Source organism: Pseudomonas sp. GM60, from assembly GCF_000282415.1.
In the GTDB taxonomy this organism is placed as follows: Bacteria; Pseudomonadota; Gammaproteobacteria; order Pseudomonadales; family Pseudomonadaceae; genus Aquipseudomonas; species Aquipseudomonas migulae.
Window position 1 is genome coordinate 1 of record NZ_AKJI01000096.1, and the last position, 23,106, is coordinate 23,106.

Below are 23,106 nucleotides of genomic sequence, written 5' to 3' on the forward strand. Positions count from 1 at the left end.
GCCGAGCATTAGCGAGGCACCGAACGACAGGGGCAAAAGCGCTTGGTTACTTGCCGCTTTTGCAAGTGACTCGCCGTAAGGGCGAAACCATTAGTGGCCGTCACCGCAGAAACGGATACGCACACAACCCAAAGCGCACAAACAAAAACGGCCTCTATATAAATAGAGGCCGTTCCCGGTACAACTCAACACGCTATCGCAAGAAAGATCTTACTTGCGGTCTTCCAGCTTGGTGATGTCACGCGACTCGTAGCCGGTGTACAACTGGCGTGGACGGCCAATCTTGTACGGGCTGGAGAGCATTTCTTTCCAGTGGGAGATCCAGCCGACAGTCCGCGCCAGAGCGAAGATCACGGTGAACATGCTGGTTGGAATGCCGATCGCCTTGAGGATGATCCCCGAGTAGAAGTCGACGTTCGGGTACAGCGAGCGCTCGATGAAGTACGGGTCGGTCAGGGCGATCTCTTCCAGGCGCATGGCCAGTTCGAGTTGCGGATCGTTCTGGATGCCCAGTTCCTTCAGCACTTCGTCGCAAGTCTTCTTCATCACGGTGGCGCGTGGGTCGCGGTTTTTGTAAACCCGGTGACCGAAGCCCATCAACTTGAACGGATCGTTCTTGTCCTTGGCCTTGGCGATGAACTTGTCGATGTTCGACACATCGCCAATCTCGTCAAGCATGGTCAGGACAGCCTCGTTCGCGCCGCCGTGGGCAGGGCCCCACAGTGCAGCGATGCCGGCGGCGATACAGGCGAACGGGTTGGCACCCGAAGAGCCGGCCAGGCGTACGGTGGAGGTCGATGCGTTCTGCTCGTGGTCGGCATGGAGGATGAAAATCCGGTCCATGGCCTTGGCGAGTACCGGGCTGATCGGTTTGATCTCGCACGGGGTGTTGAACATCATGTGCAGGAAGTTTTCCGCGTACGTCAGGTCGTTGCGCGGGTACATCATGGGTTGGCCCATGGAGTACTTGTAAACCATCGCTGCCAGGGTCGGCATCTTGGCAACCAGGCGGATCGCGGAGATTTCGCGATGCTGCGGGTTATTGATGTCCAGGGAGTCGTGGTAGAAGGCCGAGAGGGCGCCGACTACGCCGCACATGACGGCCATCGGGTGGGCGTCGCGACGGAAGCCGTTGAAGAAGGTCTTCAACTGCTCGTGAACCATGGTGTGGTTCTTCACGGTGCTGACGAACTGGGCCTTCTGTTCTGCGGTCGGCAGTTCGCCGTTGAGCAGCAGATAGCAGGTTTCCAGGTAGTCCGACTTTTCAGCCAGCTGTTCGATCGGGTAGCCGCGGTGCAGCAGAATGCCGTTGTCGCCGTCGATATAGGTGATCTTCGACTCGCAGGAAGCAGTCGACATGAAACCAGGGTCAAAGGTGAAACGGCCCGTGGCCGTCAGGCCCCGAACATCGATAACATCGGGACCAACGGTGCCGGTTAAAATGGGCAGCTCGACGGGGGCTGCGCCCTCGATGATCAACTGCGCTTTTTTGTCAGCCATGTGGCCTCCTATTTATGCTTGAAATCATCAGACAGACCCCCCACGCAGGGCCCGCACCACTATAGTGAGATAAATTCGAATGTCAATTTGCCTAAAGTCTTGCTCCAGAAGGCTTTAACCGGACTTTTTCCTCGAAATTGACTGCCATTTACGCCTTTTATTCAACTTGTGCAATGCGCTATTAGGGGAAGGTGAACGCGTTGTCATTAGTAGCCTAACTGTCTATACTCGGCCACCGACCGCCAAGGGCTTTTGGGCTTGCTTTCATTGGGGGTCGCATCCCTGGGTGGTGGTTACCTGACCAGTGCACTCCCCAACAACTTTGCCCTGATTGTTAGGGGCTCTTCAGTGTGAAAAAAAAGCCGTGAAAAGCCAACGACCTGTAAACCTAGACCTAAGGACCATCAAACTCCCAGTCACTGCTTACACGTCCATTCTTCACCGTATCTCCGGTGTCATCCTCTTTGTCAGCCTGGCCATCATGCTTTACGCATTGGACAAGTCGCTGAGCTCCGAGGAAGGCTTCGGTCAGGTGAAAGCGTGTCTGACCAGTCCGCTAGCCAAGCTAGTGATTTGGGGCATCCTGTCCGCTCTGCTGTATCACTTGGTAGCCGGTGTGCGCCATTTGATTATGGACATGGGCATCGGTGAGACGCTGGAAGGCGGCAAGCTGGGCTCGAAAATCGTTATCGCCGTTTCCGTGGTGGTAATCGTTCTGGCAGGAGTTTGGATATGGTAACTAACGTCACGAACCTGTCGCGTTCGGGCCTCTATGACTGGATGGCGCAACGTGTGTCTGCGGTCGTTCTCGCGGCTTACTTCATCTTCCTGATCGGATACGTCGTTGCCAATCCAGGCATCGGCTACGCCCAATGGCATGAACTGTTCGCCAATAACTGGATGCGTATCTTCAGTCTCCTGGCCCTCGTTGCCCTCGGCGCTCACGCCTGGGTCGGCATGTGGACCATCGCGACCGACTACCTGACGCCAATGGCGTTCGGCAAGTCCGCGACCACTGTACGTTTCCTCTTCCAGGCAGTATGCGGCGTTGCGATGTTCGCTTACTTCGTCTGGGGTGTGCAGATTCTTTGGGGTATCTGATTCATGTCTACTACAGTTAATACGCTTTCGTTCGACGCCATCATCATTGGCGGCGGCGGTGCTGGCATGCGCGCTGCTCTGCAGCTGGCACAGGGCGGTCACAAGACTGCCGTTGTCACCAAGGTTTTCCCGACTCGTTCGCACACCGTATCCGCCCAGGGTGGCATCACCTGCGCCATCGCGTCTGCTGATCCGAACGATGACTGGCGCTGGCACATGTACGATACCGTCAAGGGTTCCGACTACATCGGTGACCAGGACGCTATCGAATACATGTGTTCCGTAGGCCCGGAAGCGGTCTTCGAGCTCGAGCACATGGGCTTGCCGTTCTCCCGCACCGAACAAGGCCGCATCTACCAGCGTCCGTTCGGCGGTCAGTCGAAAGACTTCGGTAAAGGTGGCCAGGCTGCACGTACGTGCGCCGCTGCCGACCGTACCGGTCACGCACTGCTGCACACCCTGTACCAGGCCAACCTGAAGGCCGGCACCGTATTCCTCAACGAATACTACGGCGTCGACCTGGTCAAGAACGAAGACGGTGCCTTTGTCGGCATGATCGTCATCTGCATCGAAACCGGTGAAACCTCCTACGTTCGCGCTAACGCGACCGTATTGGCGACTGGCGGTGCAGGCCGTATCTACTCGTCCACCACCAATGCCCTGATCAACACCGGTGACGGCGTCGGCATGGCTCTGCGTGCTGGCGTGCCGGTACAAGACATTGAAATGTGGCAGTTCCACCCGACCGGCATCGCCGGCGCCGGTGTACTGGTTACAGAAGGTTGCCGCGGTGAAGGCGGTTACCTGATCAACAAGCACGGCGAGCGTTTCATGGAGCGTTATGCTCCGAACGCCAAAGACCTTGCTGGTCGTGACGTTGTTGCTCGTTCGATGGTTAAAGAAATCATCGCCGGCAACGGTTGCGGTCCGGATGGCGACCACGTAATGCTGAAACTCGATCACCTCGGTGAAGAAGTTCTGCACAGCCGTCTGCCAGGCATCATGGAACTGTCCAAGACCTTCGCTCACGTCGATCCAGCCGTGGCGCCGATTCCGGTCGTTCCAACCTGCCACTATATGATGGGCGGCGTTGCCACCAACATTCATGGCCAGGCAATCACTCAGGACGCTGACGGCGTTGACCAGATCATTCCTGGTCTGTTCGCAGTAGGCGAAGTGGCGTGCGTATCGGTTCACGGTGCCAACCGTCTGGGCGGCAACTCGCTGCTCGACCTGGTGGTATTCGGCCGTGCGGCCGGTCTGTTCCTGGAGCAGACCCTGAAAGAAGGCGTTGATTACGCCCGTCCACGCCAGTCCGACATCGACGCTGCCTTGGCACGTCTCGATGGCCTGAACTCGCGTACCGAAGGCGAAGACGTCGCTACCCTGCGTAAAGAGCTGCAAAGCTGCATGCAGAACTACTTCGGTGTATTCCGTACCGGCGAATACATGCAGAAGGGTATCGCCCAGCTGGCTGATCTGCGTGGCCGAATCGCCAACGTCAAGATCAACGACAAGAGCCAGGCGTTCAACACTGCTCGAATCGAAGCCCTGGAACTGCAGAACCTGCTGGAAGTGGCCGAAGCCACCGCCATCGCTGCAGAGATCCGCAAAGAGTCCCGCGGCGCTCACGCCCGTGAAGACTACGAAGATCGCGACGACGAAAACTGGCTGTGCCACACCCTGTACTTCCCGGGTGACAAGCGCGTGACCAAGCGTGCTGTGAACTTCTCGCCGAAGACTGTTCCGACTTTTGAACCTAAGATTCGGACTTATTAAGGGTGGCCGCCATGTTGCAAGTCAGTGTTTATCGCTACAACCCTGATCAGGACGCCGCGCCGTTCATGCAGGAATTCCAGGTCGATACCGGTGGTAAAGACCTGATGGTCCTGGACGTGCTGGCCCTGATCAAAGAGCAGGACGAAGGTTTCTCCTATCGTCGCTCTTGCCGTGAAGGCGTTTGCGGTTCCGACGGCATGAACATCAACGGCAAAAACGCTCTGGCATGCGTCACGCCGCTGTCTTCTGTCGTGAAAGGTAACAAGCTGATCGTTCGTCCGCTGCCAGGTTTGCCGGTTATCCGTGACCTGGTCGTCGATATGAGCATCTTCTACAAGCAATACGAAAAGGTTAAGCCATACCTGCAGAACGACACGCCGGCTCCGGCCATCGAGCGTCTGCAGTCCCCTGAAGAGCGTGAAAAGCTCGACGGTCTGTACGAGTGCATCCTGTGCGCTTGCTGCTCGACCTCTTGCCCGTCCTTCTGGTGGAACCCGGACAAGTTCCTGGGTCCAGCTGCCCTGCTGCAAGCGTATCGCTTCCTGGCAGACAGCCGCGACACCAAGACATCCGAGCGTCTGGCTGCGCTGGATGACCCGTTCAGCGTATTCCGCTGCCGCGGGATCATGAACTGTGTAAACGTTTGTCCGAAAGGCCTGAACCCGACTAAGGCCATCGGTCACGTACGTCACATGTTGCTGCAAAGCGGCGTGTGATTCAGCAGTACCCGTAGGACCGCTGTACCCGTAGATGCTACGGCGCAGGCTTCAACCGGCGCCGTAGTTTTAACCTGAGCAGCAGCTCACAAAGCTGCCGCTCTTATTTTGAAGAAATGAGACAAGCAGGGGCATCCGGGCTGGTACCCGGACTATCAGCGTGATCCTAAGTGGCTTGTTTTGGTCGCTGCATTCGGACTTCTGCAAGTTTGCTCGGTGTCGACGCCGATGGTGTTCCCCTAACCGAGGGTGACCAAGCATGCAAGAAAGCGTGATGCAGCGCATGTGGAACAGCGCCTACCTTTCCGGAGGTAACGCTGCCTATGTGGAAGAGCTTTATGAGCTCTACCTGCACGACCCTAACGCTGTGCCAGAAGAGTGGCGCACCTACTTTCAGAAGTTGCCGACCGAAGGCAACTCTGCCACCGATGTTTCGCACTCCACAATTCGCGATCATTTCGTCTTGCTGGCAAAGAACCAGCGCCGCGCCCAACCGGTTTCCGCCGGCAGCGTGAGCAGTGAGCACGAGAAGAAGCAAGTTGAAGTGCTGCGATTGATCCAGGCCTACCGTATGCGTGGCCACCAGGCAGCTCAGCTTGACCCGCTGGGACTGTGGCAGCGTCCTGCACCTGCAGACCTGTCAATCAATCATTACGGCTTGACCAATGCCGATCTTGATACGACCTTCCGTGCCGGCGACCTGTTCATCGGCAAAGAGGAGGCGAGCCTACGCGAAATTCACGAAGCGTTGCAGCAGACATATTGCCGCACCATCGGCGCTGAATTCACGCATATCACCGATTCCGAGCAGCGCCAGTGGTTCCAGCAGCGTCTGGAAAGCGTGCGTGGTCGTCCGACGTACTCCGCCGACATCAAGAGCCACCTGCTCGAGCGCGTCACTGCCGGTGAAGGCCTGGAAAAATACCTGGGCACCAAATACCCGGGCACCAAGCGTTTCGGTCTGGAAGGCGGCGAAAGCCTGATTCCGATGCTCGACGAACTGATCCAGCGTTCCGGTTCCTACGGCACCAAGGAAATCGTGATCGGCATGGCCCACCGTGGTCGTCTGAACGTGCTGGTCAACACCTTCGGCAAGAACCCGCGTGAGCTGTTCGACGAGTTCGAAGGCAAGAAGAAGGTCGAGCTGGGTTCCGGTGACGTTAAATACCACCAGGGCTTCTCGTCCAACGTGATGACCGCCGGCGGTGAAGTTCACCTGGCCATGGCGTTCAACCCGTCCCACCTGGAAATCGTATCTCCAGTGGTCGAAGGTTCGGTTCGCGCCCGTCAGGATCGTCGTAACGACCCTACCGGTGAGAAGGTTCTGCCGATCTCCATCCACGGTGACGCGGCATTCGCCGGTCAGGGCGTGGTGATGGAAACCTTCCAGATGTCGCAGACCCGCGGTTTCAAGACCGGCGGCACCGTGCACATCGTGATCAACAACCAGGTCGGTTTCACCATCAGCAACCCGCTGGACTCGCGTTCCACCGAGTACGCGACCGACGTTGCGAAGATGATCCAGGCGCCGATCCTCCATGTGAATGGTGATGATCCGGAAGCCGTGTTGTTCGTGACCCAGCTGGCCATCGACTATCGCATGCAGTTCAAGCGTGACGTGGTGATCGACCTGGTCTGCTACCGTCGTCGCGGCCACAACGAGGCCGACGAGCCTAGCGGCACCCAGCCTCTGATGTACCAGCAGATCACCAAACAGCGCACCACCCGTGAACTGTATGCCGATCGCCTGACTCAGAGCGGTGTGCTGGACGTTGAGCGTGTTCAGTCGAAAGTCGACGAATACCGCAACGCGCTGGACAACGGTCTGCATGTTGTAAAAAGCCTGGTCAAAGAGCCGAACAAAGAGTTGTTCGTGGACTGGCGTCCGTACCTGGGCCACGCCTGGACTGCGCGTCACGACACGCGTTTCGATCTGAAGACCTTGCAGGAACTGTCCGCCAAGCTGCTGGAAATTCCAGAAGGCTTCGTGGTTCAGCGCCAGGTTTCGAAAATCTACGAAGACCGTCAGAAAATGCAAGCCGGCGGCCTGCCGATCAACTGGGGTTACGCCGAAACCATGGCGTACGCGACCCTGGCGTTCGAAGGTCACCCGATTCGCATGACGGGTCAGGACATCGGTCGCGGTACGTTCTCGCACCGTCACGCTGTCTTGCACAACCAGAAAGACGCGGGTACCTACATCCCGTTGCAGAACCTGTACAACGGCCAGCCACGTTTCGACCTGTACGATTCGTTCCTGTCCGAAGAGGCGGTTCTGGCGTTCGAGTACGGCTATTCGACCACCACGCCTGAAGCGCTGGTGATCTGGGAAGCCCAGTTCGGCGACTTCGCCAACGGTGCCCAGGTGGTTATCGACCAGTTCATCACCAGTGGCGAGCACAAGTGGGGCCGTCTCTGCGGTCTGACCATGCTGCTGCCGCACGGTTATGAAGGTCAGGGGCCGGAGCACTCGTCGGCTCGTCTGGAGCGTTACCTGCAACTGTGCGCCGAGCACAACATTCAGGTAGCCGTACCGACTACGCCGGCTCAGATCTACCACTTGCTGCGTCGTCAGGTGATTCGCCCGCTGCGCAAGCCATTGATCGTTCTGACTCCGAAGTCGCTGCTGCGTCACAAGCTGGCCATCTCGACTCTGGAAGATCTGGCCGAAGGTTCGTTCCAGACCGTTATCCCGGAAATCGATGCACTGGACCCGAAAAAGGTCGAGCGCGTTGTTCTGTGTAGCGGCAAGGTCTATTACGACCTGCTGGAAAAACGCCGTGCCGAAGGTCGTGATGACATCGCCATCGTGCGTATCGAGCAACTGTACCCATTCCCTGAGGACGACTTGAAAGAAGTCCTGGCTCCTTACACCAACGTCAAAAATGCCGTGTGGTGCCAGGAAGAGCCGATGAACCAGGGTGCGTGGTACTGCAGCCAACACCACATGCGTCGTAGCATCAGCAATCTCAACAAGTCTCTCGTACTTGAGTACGCGGGCCGTGAGGCTTCTGCTGCACCTGCATGCGGTTACGCATCGATGCACGCTGAGCAGCAGGAAAAACTGCTGCAAGACGCCTTTACTGTTTAACGCCTTCGCGCACCTGAAACCGAATTTAAGGACTCACAGATAATGGCTATCGAAATCAAAGCCCCCACTTTCCCGGAATCGGTTGCCGATGGCACCGTTGCCACCTGGCACAAACAACCAGGCGACGCTGTAAAGCGTGACGACCTGATCGTCGATATCGAAACCGACAAGGTTGTGCTGGAAGTGTTGGCCACTGCTGACGGCGTGCTGGGCGCTATCGTCAAGAACGAAGGCGACACCGTTCTGTCCGACGAAGTCCTGGGCTCCATCGAAGCGGGCGGCGCTGCTGCCGCTCCAGCCGCTGCCGCTGCTCCGGCCGCTGCACAGGCTGCTGCTCCAGCCGCCGAAGGCGAAGACGATCCTGTTGCTGCACCGGCTGCTCGCAAGCTGGCTGAAGAAAACGGCATCAACATCGCTTCCGTTGCCGGCACCGGCAAAGGCGGTCGTGTGACCAAGGAAGACGTGGTTGCAGCCGTTGCTGCCAAGAAAGCCGCTCCGGCTGCCGCGCCTGCCAAGGCTGCCGCTCCTGCTGGCGCTGCTCCTGTGTTCGCCGCTGGCGACCGCATCGAGAAGCGCGTACCGATGACCCGCGTTCGCGCTACCGTGGCCAAGCGCCTGGTAGAAGCTCAGTCGAACATGGCGATGCTGACCACCTTCAACGAAGTCGACATGACCGAAGTCATGGCCCTGCGTTCGAAGTACAAGGACCTGTTCGAGAAGTCCCACAACGGCGTACGCCTGGGCTTCATGTCGTTCTTCGTCAAGGCTGCCACCGAAGCGCTGAAACGCTTCCCGGCTGTCAACGCATCGATCGACGGTGGCGACATCGTTTACCACGGCTACGCTGACGTCGGCGTTGCTGTTTCCAGCGACCGCGGCCTGGTTGTACCGGTTTTGCGTAACGCCGAACTGATGAGCCTGGCTGAAATCGAAGGCGGCATCGCCACCTTTGGCAAGAAGGCTCGCGACGGCAAACTGTCGATGGACGAAATGACCGGCGGTACGTTCACCATCACCAACGGTGGTACTTTCGGTTCGATGATGTCGACTCCGATCGTCAACCCGCCGCAAGCGGCCATCCTGGGCATGCACAACATTCTGCAGCGTCCTATGGCGATCAACGGTCAGGTCGTAATCCGTCCGATGATGTACCTGGCTCTGTCCTACGATCACCGTCTGATCGATGGCAAAGAAGCTGTGACCTTCCTGGTTACCATCAAGAACCTGCTGGAAGACCCGGCTCGTTTGCTGCTGGATATCTGATTTCGTTGCATGGGCCGTGCAGGATGGCGGCCCGTCTGTAATGACCAGCTTCGTCCCACGACGGTCCCCATAAGGGGCCGTCCGGTTTGATTCGAGAAGGAATGACACATGACTCAGAAATTCGACGTGGTAGTGATTGGCGCGGGCCCTGGCGGTTACGTGGCTGCCATTAAAGCAGCGCAACTGGGCCTCACCACTGCCTGCATCGAGAAATACACCGACAAGGAAGGCAAACTGGCCCTCGGCGGTACTTGCCTGAACGTCGGTTGCATTCCATCCAAGGCGCTGCTGGACAGCTCCTGGAAATACAAGGAAGCCAAAGAAGGCTTCGCGATCCACGGTATCAATCACGCTGGCGTGACCATGGACGTGTCGGCAATGGTTGGCCGTAAAGCCAACATCGTCAAAGGCCTGACCTCTGGCGTTGCTACCCTGTTCAAGGCGAACGGCGTCACTTCCCTGCAAGGCCACGGCAAACTGCTGGCCGGCAAGAAAGTCGAACTGACCAAGCCAGACGGCAGCGTTGAAATCATCGAAGCCGAGAACGTGATTCTGGCTTCGGGTTCGCGTCCGATCGACATTCCACCGGCTCCGGTTGACCAGAAAGTGATCGTCGATTCGACCGGCGCACTGGAATTCCAATCCGTACCTAAGCGTCTGGGCGTTATCGGCGCTGGCGTAATCGGTCTGGAACTGGGTTCGGTATGGTCGCGCCTGGGCGCTGAAGTGGTTGTTCTGGAAGCGCTGGAGAAGTTCCTGCCGGCTGCTGACGACGCCGTTTCCAAAGAAGCCTACAAAACCCTGACCAAACAAGGTCTGGACATCAAGCTGGGCGCTCGCGTCACCGGTTCCAAAGTGAACGGCGACGAAGTCGTTGTGAACTACACCGACGCCAACGGCGAACAGAGCATCACCTTTGACAAGCTGATCGTTGCCGTTGGTCGCCGTCCAGTGACCACCGAACTGTTGGCTGCCGACAGCGGTGTGACCATCGACGAGCGCGGTTTCGTATTCGTTGACGACCAGTGCGCCACCAGCGTACCGGGCGTTTACGCGATCGGTGACGTGGTTCGCGGCATGATGCTGGCGCACAAGGCGTCCGAAGAAGGCATCATGGTTGTTGAGCGCATCAAGGGCCACAAAGCGCAAATCAACTATGACCTGATCCCTTCGGTTATTTATACTCACCCGGAAATCGCATGGGTCGGCAAAACCGAGCAGACCTTGAAGGCTGAAGGCGTTGAAGTTAACGTTGGCACCTTCCCGTTCGCAGCCAGTGGCCGTGCCATGGCAGCCAACGACACCGGCGGTTTCGTGAAAGTCATTGCCGATGCCAAGACTGACCGCGTATTGGGCGTCCACGTGATTGGCCCGAGCGCTGCAGAACTGGTTCAGCAGGGCGCGATCGGCATGGAATTCGGCACCAGCGCTGAAGACTTGGGCATGATGGTTTTCTCCCATCCGACCCTGTCTGAAGCCTTGCACGAAGCAGCTCTGGCTGTGAATGGCGGCGCCATCCACATCGCCAACCGCAAGAAGCGTTAAGACAATAAGAAACCACGGCGGTATGGCCCGTCGTGAGCCTTGCATGCAAGACTCACCGCGGAATATCCGCTGGACGCAGTCTTGCGTGGCTGCACCGGGTATCCGGAAAGGCTACGCAAGCAGCAGTCACAGGTGGTGCGGCACTTGAACAAGTGCAGCACCGAATGCGCAGTACCTAACGAAGACGGTAATAAGCATGAATCTTCACGAGTATCAGGGTAAGCAGCTGTTCGCTGAATACGGCCTGCCAGTTTCCACCGGTTATGCGGTAGACACCCCGGAAGCAGCAGCAGAAGCTTGCGACAAAATCGGCGGCACCGAGTGGGTTGTCAAAGCCCAGGTCCACGCTGGTGGTCGCGGTAAAGCGGGCGGCGTTAAGCTGGTTCGCAGCAAAGAAGACGCCAAAGCCTTCGCACAGCAGTGGCTGGGCAAGCGTCTGGTGACTTACCAGACTGACGCCAATGGTCAGCCAGTCACCAAGATCCTGGTTGAATCGTGCACTGATATCGCTAAAGAGCTGTACCTGGGCGCTGTCGTTGACCGTTCGAGCCGTCGCATCGTGTTCATGGCTTCCACCGAAGGTGGCGTGGACATCGAGAAAATCGCTCACGACACTCCAGAAAAAATTCTGAAAGCCACTATCGATCCACTGGTTGGCGCTCAGCCATTCCAGGGTCGCGAGCTGGCATTCCAGCTGGGTCTGGAAGGCAAGCAGGTTGCTCAGTTCGCCAAGATCTTCGTAGGTCTGGCCAAGCTGTTCAAGGATCACGACCTGGCTCTGCTGGAAGTGAACCCGCTGGTGATCAAGGCTGACGGCGATCTGCATTGCCTCGACGCCAAGATCAACATCGACGCCAACGCCATGTACCGTCAGCCTAAGCTGAAGACTTTCCACGATCCTTCGCAAGACGATCCGCGCGAAGCGCACGCTGCCAAGTTCGAACTGAACTACGTAGCGCTGGAAGGCAACATCGGTTGCATGGTCAACGGTGCTGGCCTGGCCATGGGTACCATGGACATCGTCAACCTGCATGGCGGCAAACCAGCCAACTTCCTCGACGTGGGCGGCGGTGCTACCAAAGAACGCGTTACCGAAGCGTTCAAGATCATCCTGTCCGACACTAACGTCGCTGCAGTACTGGTCAACATCTTCGGCGGCATCGTTCGTTGCGACATGATTGCCGAAGGCATCATCGGCGCTGTGAAAGAAGTCGGCGTGAAAATCCCGGTTGTTGTTCGCCTTGAAGGCAACAACGCTGAGCTGGGCGCTAAAGTACTGGCAGAAAGCGGTTTGAACATCATCGCTGCTACCAGCCTGACCGACGCTGCTCAACAAGTCGTTAAAGCTGCGGAGGGCAAATAATGAGCGTCCTGATCAATAAAGACACCAAAGTTATCTGCCAGGGTATTACCGGTTCGCAAGGTAGTTTCCACACCCAGCAAGCCATCGAGTACGGCACCAAGATGGTTGGTGGTGTAACTCCTGGTAAAGGCGGCACCGAGCACCTGGGTCTGCCAGTGTTCAACACCGTGAAAGACGCTGTAGCTGCCACTGGCGCCACCGCCAGCGTGATCTACGTTCCAGCTCCTTTCTGCAAGGACTCGATCCTGGAAGCAGCATTCGGCGGCATCAAGCTGATCGTTTGCATCACCGAAGGCATTCCTACCCTGGACATGCTGGACGCTAAAGTTAAGTGCGACGAGCTGGGTATCACCCTGATCGGCCCTAACTGCCCGGGCGTGATCACTCCAGGCGAATGCAAGATCGGCATCATGCCAGGTCACATTCACTTGCCAGGCAAGGTCGGTATCGTTTCCCGTTCCGGCACCCTGACCTACGAAGCTGTGAAGCAAACTACTGACGCCGGTTTCGGTCAGTCGACTTGCGTCGGCATCGGCGGTGACCCGATCCCGGGTTCGAACTTCATCGACATCCTGAAGCTGTTCCAGGAAGACCCGAAGACCGAAGCGATCGTGATGATCGGTGAGATCGGCGGTTCGGCTGAAGAAGAAGCGGCTGCCTACATCAAGGCACACGTGACCAAGCCGGTTGTTTCCTACATCGCTGGTGTGACTGCTCCTCCGGGCAAGCGCATGGGCCATGCTGGCGCAATCATCTCTGGCGGCAAAGGCACTGCAGACGAGAAATTCGCTGCACTGCAAGACGCAGGCGTTAAAACCGTGCGTTCGCTGGCAGACATCGGCAAGGCCCTGGCCGAGCTGACTGGTTGGGCTGTCAAGTAAGCCTCGCGCTTAGCTGACGCTTCACCAAACAAAGGCCACCTTCGGGTGGCCTTTGTCGTTTCCGGATGAATCAAACATCTGTAGGAGCCGGCTTGCTGGCGATTCCCACGACGCGGTGTATCAGACACACCGCCAATCGCCAGCAAGCCGGCTCCTACACAGACCGTGAACATTACGTATGAAAACGCGACACGAAAATGTCGCAGATCGGATAGTTCGCCCTCTAACAGTGCGTTTGTCGCTCAAATTCGTTAGGCTAGCCGCCATTTTTGCGTCCGCATCCCACAAGGAAGCTTCGCGCTAAAGGGTCGGTCCTATACGGGTCGACAGCATTTCCCTCACCCATAAGGGAAATCCCTCTCTAAATTCCGATTCAGTAGTGTGGTATTTCCTTAATGAAAGTGTTGAAAGGCCAGGACATCCTGGCACTTGGTTTTATGACGTTTGCCCTGTTCGTCGGGGCTGGCAACATCATCTTCCCGCCTATCGTCGGTTTGCAGTCCGGACCTCATGTCTGGATGGCGGCGCTGGGCTTTCTGATCACCGCGGTCGGTCTGCCGGTGATCACCGTTGTTGCCCTGGCCAAGGTCGGTGGCGCGATGGATGCCTTGAGCAGCCCGATCGGCAAAATCGCCGGTGGCTTGCTGGCCGCTGCGTGCTACCTCGCCGTTGGCCCGCTGTTCGCGACGCCGCGCACTGCGACCGTATCGTTCGAAGTGGGCCTGGCGCCGCTGACCGGCGAAAGCCCGCTGGCGCTGTTCCTCTATAGCTCGGTGTACTTCCTGCTGGTGTTCTTCATCTCGCTCTACCCGGGTCGTTTGCTGGACACCGTAGGACGTTTCCTCGCACCGCTGAAGATTATCGCCCTGGCCGCCCTCGGCATCGCCGCGTTCGCGTTGCCGGCCGGTGATATCGGCGTGGCGACGCCCGAGTATGTCGCGGCACCGTTTTCCCAGGGCTTCATCAATGGTTACCTGACCATGGATACCCTGGGCGCGCTGGTATTCGGCATCGTTATCGTCAACGCCATCCGCTCCCGTGGCGTGGATTCTCCGGCGCTGATCACCCGTTACGCGATCATTGCCGGGCTGATTGCCGGCGTCGGTCTGGCGCTGGTGTACGTCAGCCTGTTTCGCCTCGGTTCGGGCAGCCATGAGGTGGCCGCCGGTGCGACCAACGGCGCGGCGGTATTGCACGCCTACGTTCAACACACCTTTGGCTCCTTGGGCAGTGGTTTCCTCGCCGTGCTGATTTCGTTGGCCTGCCTGGTTACGGCGGTTGGTCTGACGTGCGCCTGTGCCGAATACTTCAGCCGTGTGCTGCCACTGTCCTACAAGACCTTGGTCATCATCCTCGCCGCGTTCTCCCTGCTGGTGTCCAACCTGGGCCTCACCAAGCTGATCGCGTTCTCGATCCCGGTCCTCACCGCGATCTACCCGCCGTGCATCGCGCTGGTTGCCCTGAGCTTCTGCAAGGACTTCTGGCATGAGCAGGGCCGCATCGTCGGTCCGGTGATGCTGGTGTCGTTCATCTTCGGCCTGATCGACGCGCTCAAGGGCGCAGGTCTGGCGGACTGGATGCCGACGCAATTGGCGCATTTGCCGCTGAGTGAGCAGGGCCTGGCGTGGCTGGTGCCGTCGGTCATGACCCTCGTGGTTGCGGTGGTTTGCGACCGCATGCTGGGCAAGCGCGAAGAAGCGCTGGCTTAAGGCGTATCACGGCCCGCCATAAGCGGGTCTTGAGCGAACATGGAAATGCCCCGTATCAATCGATACGGGGCATTTTTTATGCGCGTGGGGCAGTGTCTTTTTCCTTAAGCTAACGTCGAAGCATTGCAAAATCCAATGTGGGAGCGGGCTTGCTCGCGAAGACGGCTTATCATTCAACATTGATATCGACTGACCCTCCGTCTTCGCGAGCAAGCCCGCTCCCACATTGGATTTCGTTACTCCTTAACACATCACAAGGACCTGCATGTCGTTCATCCACGCCAACCTGATCCACATTCTTGCCGCCATCTGGTTTGTCATCTGCTGGGGCGGCTACACCCGTTATGCGACGTGGAAGGGCCGCGACACCGCGTGCCTGGCCAGTGTGTTGCACCTGTACCGCGAAGACTGGATGCGCCGCATGCTGATGCGGGACAACCGCATCGCCGATGCCAGTGTGATCGGTAATCTGGAGCGCAACGCTTCGTTCTTCGCCTCCAGCACGCTGATTATCCTGGCCGGTATTCTCACCGTGCTCGGTGCGTCGGAACGGGCGGTGTCGTTGCTGGCGGACATCCCGATGGTGCAACAGGCCTCCCAGGGCATGTCGGAGATCAAGTTGCTGTGCCTGGCGCTGGTGTTTGTGTATGCGTTCTTCACGTTCAGCTGGTGCATGCGTCAGTACAACTTCGCTGCGATTCTGGTGGGGTCGGCCCCCATGGTCGGCGAGCGGCATGTTTCCGAGCTGGAGCGTAAAGCCTTTGCCGCACGGGCGGCGCGTGTCATCTCCATGGCCGCCAACCAGTTCAACTTCGGCCTGCGTTCCTATTACTTCGGCATGACCATGCTGGCGTGGTTCGTCAGCCCCTGGTTGTTCATGTTGATGAGCGCTGGCGTGGTGCTGGTGCTGTATCGCCGGGAGTTTCATTCCGACGTTCTCGACGTGATGGTCTATACCCCTACAGAGGCGCCATTGCCTGAGGCGAACCGAGAGGCCGCTTGATGAGTATTCCGTTCTGGTGTGTGTTTATCAGTGCCTTGCTGATCTATGTGGCCCGCATGCCGGTGGCCAGGGCCATGAAAGAGCAGGGTGGTTACGACAATCATCTGCCGCGCCAGCAACAGGCACAACTCACGGGGTTTGGCGCCCGCGCTGTGGCAGCTCATCAGAACTGTTTTGAGGCGTTTATATTGTTTGCCGTGGGGGTGTTGATGGCGCACACCACGCAAACGGCGGGGTGGCTCATCGACTCGCTGGCGATCATTTTCGTAATCGCGCGCATTATCTATTTGTTGTGCTATTGGGGGGATCTTGCCTGGCAGCGCAGTTTGGTCTGGTTTGTCGGTTTGGTGTGCTCGCTGTTGCTGATGATCAGCCCGACGTTCAGAACACTGTTGTTATAACGAAGGAGCCGATCACTTTGCGGGGTATTTAGATCAATGGGCATCAGCTGGATGACGATGTAACATCCGGCTTCGGTTTCTCATGGAAGGCAGTTCTTGAACGGATTTCAAACGTGTCAGCCTCCACACCGCCGACTCGGCTGGTGGATATGGGCTCTAATGGCAGGGAGTGCGTTAGCGCAGGCCTCGCCATCCGTCGTGCCCGAGGCCAAGCGCTTCGGCGATTTCCTGATTGGTCCCAATAAAGATAGTTTTTATGGCCCCGGGACGCAGTATTCCATCGTGTTTCGTTCGCAGGGCTACTGGCCCCTCGGCGCCCGGGAAGTCAACGGTGTGCGGCCGATCAAGGCGTTGAGCGAAGGTCAACCGATGCTCTTGGTAGTCACTTCGGGCTACGACGGTGTCGGTACGCTGCTCATTGGTGTGCAAAATGGTGCGCCCTTGGCGCGTATATTAAGCCCGCTCAAAGATAAGAGGTTTCCTGACTGGGGCGTACCGCAACCAGGGCGTGAGGAGGTTTTGCTGTTCGCCGAGTCCGGCCGTGCGCTGGATATCCACACTGGCGAGGTGCTGTGGTTCGACACCAGGTTCAAGGCCAAGGAATACGGACCTTGGGGAGCACTGATGTCAGTATCCCCGGATAATCGGCTGGCGGCGTACCTGACATTCAGACAAATATTGGTGGCCGGACGTGAGGACGGCCTCGACGCTGCCTATCAGCTACCGGCCGATGCCAACGTCGGTGAATTGGCCGATATTTCCAAGGCCGCATACGTCCAGGCGGTTCAAGCACACAAGGATGGCGTGCCAAGCATGGACAACCACCGTCTGGATAGGGAAATGACTATTGCCTGGTTCGCCAAGCGCTTCCACTGGAAGGCCAAAAACGGCACGTGGGAGCTGGTCGGTCGTGGCCTGGGTCCCGCATTGCCTCTTTCCGAGCGCTAAGCCTGATGAAAAATTTACCAGTGGGTTGTGGCGTCTTGCTGTTGATCAGTATCGCGGTGTCGCTTGGGGGCTGCGTCAGTGACAATGGCGCGAGCAACAGGGAGTTCTTGTCCGAAAATCTGGACGCAAGCCAGGCGTTGCTGACGTTTGACGTCGAATTTGCGGTTCCCCCGGATTACAAGCCATCCCAACGGCAGTTTTATGCCGATGACCGCATCACTTACAGCGGTTTCCCTCATATCGAGGTGCCTTATTTCCAGAAAGGCCTGGATGCCAGCACGGGCCTGACCGGGCTGCCCTACGTGCTACCGATTCCCTATCCGGTGCCCAAGATCGAGACCGGGCGTAGCGAGTTCAAGGTGTTTGGTCAGCGACTAGACGAACAGCACTATCGTTTCGTGGTGCCGCGCAAATCCATGTGGAATAGCGGCAACACCTTCGCGTTGTTGTTTCAGCGTCGTGAAAGGCATGAAATCATCACCTTTCGCTTCAATACGCAGACGTCCTGCGCATCGACATTGAGCGTGATAACGCCGGAATACGGTTATGCGCTATCCGTCAGTGCACGGTTTAAAAACGAGACGGGCTGTTTGAAAGTGTGTGATGGTCGGCCGGGCTATTCCGGTGATTGTGCCTTTCAGCCGCCGCCAACTAGCGGCGGATAAAGTTGCTCTAATGGCAAATGACAGACAAAAGAAAACCCGCACTTGGCGGGTTTTCTTTATCACGCTAAAAACTGTTTTAGTTTTTAGGTGCTTCTTTTGCTGCAGCGGCATCCGATTCAGCCTGAGCTTTGGCAGCTTCGGCGTTTTCTTTCGCAGCGTCGTTCACTTTATCCTGAGCTTTGCTCATGTCTTGCTGAGCTTGCTCAGCATGTTTCTCGGCTTCTTGAGCTTTGTCCTCGGATTTTTTATCGCAGGCAGCGAGACCGAGGGAAGCGGTCAACATCAAGGCAATAGCTAAAGTCTTACGCATGGGGTGTTTCTCCTTATGGAAAATATCTATCTGGCCTTTCGAGCGTGGATATCAGGGTTAAGTTCCTCAATTCGTTCAGATATATAAGATTATTCTTGCGGGAACTTTTACGAATACACCTAATACAATCTCCGAGTACTAAGAAGAGTGTTTACCACATGGCCGAAAACCCCGTTTTTGAGCGCGCGACGCGATTCCTTTCGGCGCTCAGGCATTGCCAGGTACTTGGTTTGCGCGTTCATAGCGCCAGCAGCGATGGACTGACGGTCATCCTGCCGTACAGCCCGCAAATTGTCGGCAATCCGCAAACCGGTGTGATCCATGGCGGGGCATTGACCTCCCTGATGGACACCGCGTGCGGCATGGCCACACTCTGCGTGCTGCCCGAATTTGAAGTCTGCCCGACCCTCGACCTGCGCATCGACTACATGCATGCCGCCGAACCGCATAAGGACGTCTATGGTTTTGCCCAGTGCTACCGGGTCACCACCGACGTGATCTTCGCCCGTGGCTTTGCTTATCAGGACGATCCCGAGCAGCCCATCGCCCATGTCGTCGGCACGTTCATGCGCATGGGCAAGGGCGTCAAAGGCACCAAAGGGTTTGGTGGCGCCATCGCCGGAGGTGCGAAATGACCGATAATTTCAAGGAACAACTGCAACAGGCCCATGAGCAGGGCGACTATGCCTCGCTGCTGCATCTGATTCCCTACGCCAAACTGATCGGTATTGAGTGTTCGCGGGTGGGGGATGACCTGCTGTTTCGTCTGCCGGCGAACAAGGACAACATTGGTAACCCTTTACTGCCGGCGATTCACGGCGGCGTCATTGCCGGGTTCATGGAGCTGTCCGCGGCCTTGCACCTGCTGATTTTCACCGGCTCGCCGGGTGTGCCGAAGATCATCGATTTTTCCCTCGACTACCTGCGCGCCGGGCAGTTTCGCGATACGTGGGCGCGCTGCCAGGTGTGCCGTCAGGGGCGGCGTGTCGCAAACGTGGCAGTGACCGCCTGGCAAAGCACCGAATCCGAACCCATCGCCACGGCCCGCGCCCACTTCAAAATCGATGAGCCCTTGAAATCCTGATCCGAGCCCCCAACTTTGATGACAACCCGCCGCCGACCCTCTAGGTCGCGGCCACTGCCATCTGATTGGAGTTTGATGACCATGAGTGTGGAAACTCAAAAGGAAACCCTGGGCTTCCAGACCGAGGTGAAGCAGCTGCTGCACCTCATGATCCATTCGTTGTATTCCAACAAGGAAATCTTCCTTCGCGAATTGATCTCGAACGCCTCTGACGCTGTCGACAAATTACGTTTCGAAGCCCTGTCCAAGCCTGAGTTGCTGGAAGGTGGCGCCGAATTGAAAATCCGTGTGAGCTTCGACAAGGACGCTAAAACCGTCACCCTCGAAGACAACGGCATCGGCATGAGCCGTGAAGATGCGATCACCCACCTGGGCACCATCGCCAAATCCGGCACCGCCGATTTCATGAAACACCTGACGGGCGATCAGAAAAAGGATTCGCACCTGATCGGTCAGTTCGGCGTGGGTTTCTACTCTGCCTTCATCGTCGCCGACAAAGTCGACGTGTTCAGCCGTCGTGCCGGTGCTGCCGCCAGCGAAGGCGTGCATTGGTCGTCGCAGGGCGAAGGTGATTTCGAAGTTGCCACCGTCGAGAAAGCCGATCGTGGTACTCGCATCGTCCTGCACCTGAAGTCCGGTGAAGACGAGTTCGCCGATGGCTGGCGTCTGCGCAACATCATCAAGAAGTACTCCGATCACATCGCTTTGCCGATCGAGTTGCCGAAAGAAGTGGCAGCGGCTGAAGGCGAAGAGAAGCCGGCTGTTGAATGGGAAACCGTCAACCGCGCCAGCGCCCTGTGGACCCGTCCTCGTACCGAGATCAAGGACGAGGAGTATCAGGAGTTCTACAAACACATCGCTCACGATTTCGAGAACCCGCTGAGCTGGAGCCACAACAAGGTCGAAGGCAAGCTCGAATACAGCTCGCTGCTCTACGTACCGACCCGCGCTCCGTTCGACCTGTACCAGCGTGAAGCGCCGAAAGGCCTGAAGCTGTACGTGCAGCGTGTGTTCGTCATGGACCAGGCCGAGTCGTTCCTGCCGCTGTACCTGCGCTTCATCAAGGGTGTGGTCGATTCCAATGACCTGTCGCTGAACGTGTCGCGGGAAATCCTGCAGAAAGACCCGATCATCGACTCCATGAAGTCGGCGCTGACCAAGCGCGTGCTGGACATGCTGGAAAAACTGGCGAAGAACGAGCCAGAGCAATACAAAGGCTTCTGGAAGAACTTCGGTCAGGTCATGAAAGAAGGCCCGGCAGAAGACTTCGCCAACAAAGAGAAAATCGCCGGCCTGCTGCGTTTTGCGTCCACTCAGGGCGAAGAAGGCGAGCAGGTTGTGGGTCTGGCCGAATACCTGGCTCGCGCCAAGGAAGGTCAGGACAAGATTTACTACCTGACCGGCGAAACCTACGCGCAAGTCAAAAACAGCCCGCACCTGGAAGTCTTCCGCAAGAAAGGCATCGAAGTGCTGCTGCTGACCGACCGCATCGACGAGTGGCTGATGAGCTACCTCAACGACTTCGACGGCAAGAGCTTTGTCGACGTGGCGCGCGGTGACCTCGACCTGGGCAACCTGGATTCGGAAGAAGACAAGAAAGCCGCGGAAGAAGTCGCCAAGTCCAAAGAAGGTCTGGTCGAGCGTCTGAAAACTGCGCTGGGCGAATCCGTGGCTGAAGTGCGGGTTTCCCATCGTCTGACCGACTCCCCGGCGATTCTCGCCATCGGCGAGCAGGACCTGGGCATGCAGATGCGTCAGATCCTGGAAGCCAGCGGGCAGAAGGTTCCGGATTCGAAGCCGATCTTCGAATTCAACCCGGCGCACCCGCTGATCGAGAAGCTCGACAACGAGCAGAGCGACGAGCGCTTCGGTGACCTGTCGCACATTCTCTTCGATCAGGCGGCCCTGGCGGCCGGCGACAGCTTGAAGGACCCGGCCGCGTATGTGCGCCGTCTCAACAAGCTGCTGGTTGAACTGTCGGTTTAACGACGTTGTAAAAAAACCCGCTTCGGCGGGTTTTTTCATTCTGGGGTCTTTTACTGGGAGTGAGTCATGAGCCAGGGCTGATCACCCAACCTGTAGGAGCCGGCTTGCCGGCGATGGCGTCCTCATGATCGCCATCGCCGGCAAGCCGGCTCCTACAGGGGGTTATGTGAACAGTGAGGGGCTATTTCAGGGGCAGTTCGATTCGCTCGCTTTCCCCCGGCACCGTCGGCCAATCCCCGGCCGCCCAGCGCCGGCGCGCTTCGTCGATAGCCGCCGGATCGCTCGCCACAAAATTCCAGTTGATCCGTCGCGGTCCATCCAGCGGCGCGCCGCCGAACAACACCGCATGACAGTCGCTCTCGGCGAACAGCGTCATTTCTTGCCCGGCAGGCAGCACCACCAGCGAGTACGGCTCTATCGGCTCGCCATCGAGCTGCGCCTCACCGCTCAACACGTACAGCGCCCGTTCTTCATGCTCGGTGGGAATCAGCAGCGTGGTTGCTGTTTGCAGGTTCAGTTCCGCGTACAGCGTAGGAGAAAGCACCGGCACTGGCGATTCCAGGCAAAAGCCTGACCCGGCGATCATCCGGATCTTTACGCCAAGGTTATCGCTGACCGGCAACGTGGCTGCCGGGTGATGGCTGTAGTGTCCCGGGCCTTGCTCATGATCCTTGGGCGACGCCAGCCAGATCTGCAAACCGTGCATCGTGAAACCGCTGGCCTTCAGGGCTTCGGGCGTGCGCTCGACATGGGCAATGGCGCTGCCAGCGGTCATCCAGCTGACGTCGCCGGCCTCCACCACCTGATCGGAACCGAGGCTGTCCTTGTGCTGGATTTTCCCTTCGAACAAGTAGGTAAGGGTCGACAGGCCGATGTGCGGGTGCTGACGGATGTTCATGCCTTTGCCCGCTGGATAGCGGGTTTCCAGCATGTGGTCGAAAAACACAAAAGGCCCGACGCTGCGGCATTTGGCTGACGGCAACGGGCGAAAAATCGGTTGGCCTTCGACATCTTCGGCGCGGGGGCGAATCACGAGCGGAGTGTTCATGGTGCATTCCAGGCTGAGCGAGTGACGCGTGGAGCATAACCCGCTTGCCCGAGCCTTGCCGCTATTGGCTGAACGCGCCTTCGGAGAGGTGGGTTTCGATGTTGACTTCGCTGGTGGTCATCAGCTTGTGCACTGGGCAGCGGTCGGCCACGTGATGCAGTTCGTCGCGCTGGGCGTCGGTGAGCACGCCCTTGAGGGTCAGTTTGACGTGCAGGGCGTATTTGCCTTTTTGCTCCTGGCTGTTGTCGCGCTTGACCTCTACGCCAACACCGGTCAGCGGGATGCCTTTCTTCTTCGCGTAGAGCTTCAGGGTCAGGGCCTTGCATGCGCCCAGCGCTGCATCGAAGTAGTCGTGTGGCTCAGGCGCCGAGCCTTCGCCCCCGGACGATGTCGGGACATCGGCGAAGAGTTCGTGGTCATCGATTTGTACGCTGTGGCGAAAACCTTCGGCGGAAACGGTATTGACGGTGACGGTCATGGGGAACCTCGGCAGTAGGAAAAGTCATTCGATCAAAAAAGACCTTGAAGGTATAGAGCATTCCTTCTTTGGCGCGTTCCACTTTCTTGCCTTCGTAGTCCTGGTTCTTGCTTCGGTGCGAAGGTTGTGTCGTGCGATGGTTTTTTTGAGGGTGTACATATCCGTTTCTGCGGTGATGGCCGCTATTGGTTTCGCCCTTACGGCGAGTCACTTGGAAGAGCCCCAAGTAACCAAG

At 57.8% G+C, this 23,106-nt stretch carries 22 protein-coding genes; 18 read left to right on the top strand and 4 right to left on the bottom strand.

Annotation, left to right across the window (positions count from 1 at the left end):
* Window positions 1–210: 210 nt before the first annotated feature.
* Window positions 211–1,500, bottom strand: coding sequence for a citrate synthase (gene gltA / locus PMI32_RS07080; protein ID WP_008032658.1), 1,290 nt, complete (start codon window positions 1,498–1,500; stop codon window positions 211–213).
* Between the two features lie 364 nt (window positions 1,501–1,864).
* Here gltA and sdhC point away from each other — a divergent pair, with 364 nt between their 5' ends.
* The 14 genes from sdhC (at window position 1,865) to PMI32_RS07015 (ending at window position 17,965) form a co-directional block, all read left to right on the top strand.
* Window positions 1,865–2,239, top strand: a complete 375-nt coding sequence (gene sdhC, locus PMI32_RS0129110) for a succinate dehydrogenase, cytochrome b556 subunit (protein ID WP_017127965.1) — start codon at window positions 1,865–1,867, stop codon at window positions 2,237–2,239.
* Window positions 2,233–2,601 carry a succinate dehydrogenase, hydrophobic membrane anchor protein gene (gene sdhD, locus PMI32_RS07075; RefSeq protein WP_008032661.1) on the top strand — a complete coding sequence of 123 codons (369 nt, stop codon included), beginning with the start codon at window positions 2,233–2,235 and terminating at the stop codon, window positions 2,599–2,601. The genes sdhC and sdhD overlap by 7 nt, the downstream gene beginning before the upstream one ends.
* Window positions 2,602–2,604: 3 nt before the next feature.
* Window positions 2,605–4,380 (top strand): succinate dehydrogenase flavoprotein subunit, encoded by a 1,776-nt coding sequence (gene sdhA, locus PMI32_RS07070; protein WP_008032662.1) that lies wholly within the window; start codon window positions 2,605–2,607, stop codon window positions 4,378–4,380.
* 11 nt (window positions 4,381–4,391) lie between these two features.
* A complete protein-coding gene (locus PMI32_RS07065) occupies window positions 4,392–5,096 on the top strand; it encodes a succinate dehydrogenase iron-sulfur subunit (protein ID WP_008032664.1) in 705 nt (234 codons plus the stop codon).
* Window positions 5,097–5,355: 259 nt separating this feature from the next.
* The gene (locus PMI32_RS07060; protein WP_008032666.1) at window positions 5,356–8,187 is read left to right on the top strand and encodes a 2-oxoglutarate dehydrogenase E1 component; all 2,832 of its coding nucleotides are present in this window, start codon (window positions 5,356–5,358) and stop codon (window positions 8,185–8,187) included.
* A 42-nt stretch (window positions 8,188–8,229) separates the two neighbouring features.
* Window positions 8,230–9,450, top strand: coding sequence for a 2-oxoglutarate dehydrogenase complex dihydrolipoyllysine-residue succinyltransferase (gene odhB, locus PMI32_RS07055; protein WP_008032669.1), 1,221 nt, complete (start codon window positions 8,230–8,232; stop codon window positions 9,448–9,450).
* A gap of 108 nt (window positions 9,451–9,558) precedes the next feature.
* The gene (gene lpdA, locus PMI32_RS07050; RefSeq protein WP_008032670.1) at window positions 9,559–10,995 is read left to right on the top strand and encodes a dihydrolipoyl dehydrogenase; all 1,437 of its coding nucleotides are present in this window, start codon (window positions 9,559–9,561) and stop codon (window positions 10,993–10,995) included.
* Window positions 10,996–11,191: 196 nt separating this feature from the next.
* Window positions 11,192–12,358, top strand: a complete 1,167-nt coding sequence (sucC, locus tag PMI32_RS07045) for an ADP-forming succinate--CoA ligase subunit beta (RefSeq protein ID WP_007898980.1) — start codon at window positions 11,192–11,194, stop codon at window positions 12,356–12,358.
* On the top strand, window positions 12,358–13,239 hold the full coding sequence (gene sucD / locus PMI32_RS07040; protein ID WP_008032672.1) for a succinate--CoA ligase subunit alpha: 882 nt from the start codon (window positions 12,358–12,360) through the stop codon (window positions 13,237–13,239). The genes sucC and sucD overlap by 1 nt, the downstream gene beginning before the upstream one ends.
* Before the next feature lie 395 nt (window positions 13,240–13,634).
* Complete coding sequence (gene brnQ / locus PMI32_RS07035; RefSeq protein WP_008032674.1) at window positions 13,635–14,948, top strand: branched-chain amino acid transport system II carrier protein; 1,314 nt, start codon at window positions 13,635–13,637, stop codon at window positions 14,946–14,948.
* 265 nt (window positions 14,949–15,213) lie between these two features.
* Complete coding sequence (locus PMI32_RS07030; RefSeq protein WP_008032675.1) at window positions 15,214–15,951, top strand: DUF599 domain-containing protein; 738 nt, start codon at window positions 15,214–15,216, stop codon at window positions 15,949–15,951.
* A complete protein-coding gene (locus PMI32_RS07025) occupies window positions 15,951–16,352 on the top strand; it encodes an MAPEG family protein (protein WP_008032677.1) in 402 nt (133 codons plus the stop codon). Before PMI32_RS07030 ends, PMI32_RS07025 begins: the two co-directional genes overlap by 1 nt.
* Window positions 16,353–16,511: 159 nt before the next feature.
* Window positions 16,512–17,300, top strand: a complete 789-nt coding sequence (locus tag PMI32_RS07020) for a hypothetical protein (protein ID WP_008032678.1) — start codon at window positions 16,512–16,514, stop codon at window positions 17,298–17,300.
* A gap of 5 nt (window positions 17,301–17,305) precedes the next feature.
* Window positions 17,306–17,965, top strand: a complete 660-nt coding sequence (locus PMI32_RS07015; RefSeq protein WP_008032680.1) for a hypothetical protein — start codon at window positions 17,306–17,308, stop codon at window positions 17,963–17,965.
* A 76-nt stretch (window positions 17,966–18,041) separates the two neighbouring features.
* Here PMI32_RS07015 and PMI32_RS07010 read toward each other — a convergent pair whose 3' ends face one another.
* Window positions 18,042–18,275, bottom strand: coding sequence for a hypothetical protein (locus PMI32_RS07010; RefSeq protein WP_008032682.1), 234 nt, complete (start codon window positions 18,273–18,275; stop codon window positions 18,042–18,044).
* Between the two features lie 158 nt (window positions 18,276–18,433).
* Between PMI32_RS07010 and PMI32_RS07005 the strand changes: the two genes are divergently transcribed.
* The 3 genes from PMI32_RS07005 to htpG all read left to right on the top strand — a co-directional run bounded on the left by PMI32_RS07005 (window position 18,434) and on the right by htpG (window position 21,345).
* The gene (locus tag PMI32_RS07005; protein ID WP_008032683.1) at window positions 18,434–18,910 is read left to right on the top strand and encodes a PaaI family thioesterase; all 477 of its coding nucleotides are present in this window, start codon (window positions 18,434–18,436) and stop codon (window positions 18,908–18,910) included.
* Window positions 18,907–19,359 (top strand): PaaI family thioesterase, encoded by a 453-nt coding sequence (locus PMI32_RS07000; RefSeq protein WP_008032685.1) that lies wholly within the window; start codon window positions 18,907–18,909, stop codon window positions 19,357–19,359. The genes PMI32_RS07005 and PMI32_RS07000 overlap by 4 nt, the downstream gene beginning before the upstream one ends.
* Window positions 19,360–19,440: 81 nt before the next feature.
* Entirely contained in the window at window positions 19,441–21,345 is a 1,905-nt protein-coding gene (htpG, locus tag PMI32_RS06995) for a molecular chaperone HtpG (protein ID WP_008032687.1), read from the top strand.
* A 181-nt stretch (window positions 21,346–21,526) separates the two neighbouring features.
* Here the strand turns inward: htpG and PMI32_RS06990 are convergent, their stop codons facing one another.
* Window positions 21,527–22,393, bottom strand: coding sequence for a pirin family protein (locus PMI32_RS06990; RefSeq protein WP_008032688.1), 867 nt, complete (start codon window positions 22,391–22,393; stop codon window positions 21,527–21,529).
* A gap of 61 nt (window positions 22,394–22,454) precedes the next feature.
* On the bottom strand, window positions 22,455–22,871 hold the full coding sequence (locus tag PMI32_RS06985) for an OsmC family protein (protein WP_008032689.1): 417 nt from the start codon (window positions 22,869–22,871) through the stop codon (window positions 22,455–22,457).
* Here PMI32_RS06985 and PMI32_RS30750 point away from each other — a divergent pair.
* Window positions 22,870–23,106, top strand: a 237-nt coding sequence (locus PMI32_RS30750; RefSeq protein WP_032829035.1) for a hypothetical protein, incomplete at its 3' end; no start/stop codon positions are given. The two genes, PMI32_RS06985 and PMI32_RS30750, sit on opposite strands and share 2 nt — an antisense overlap.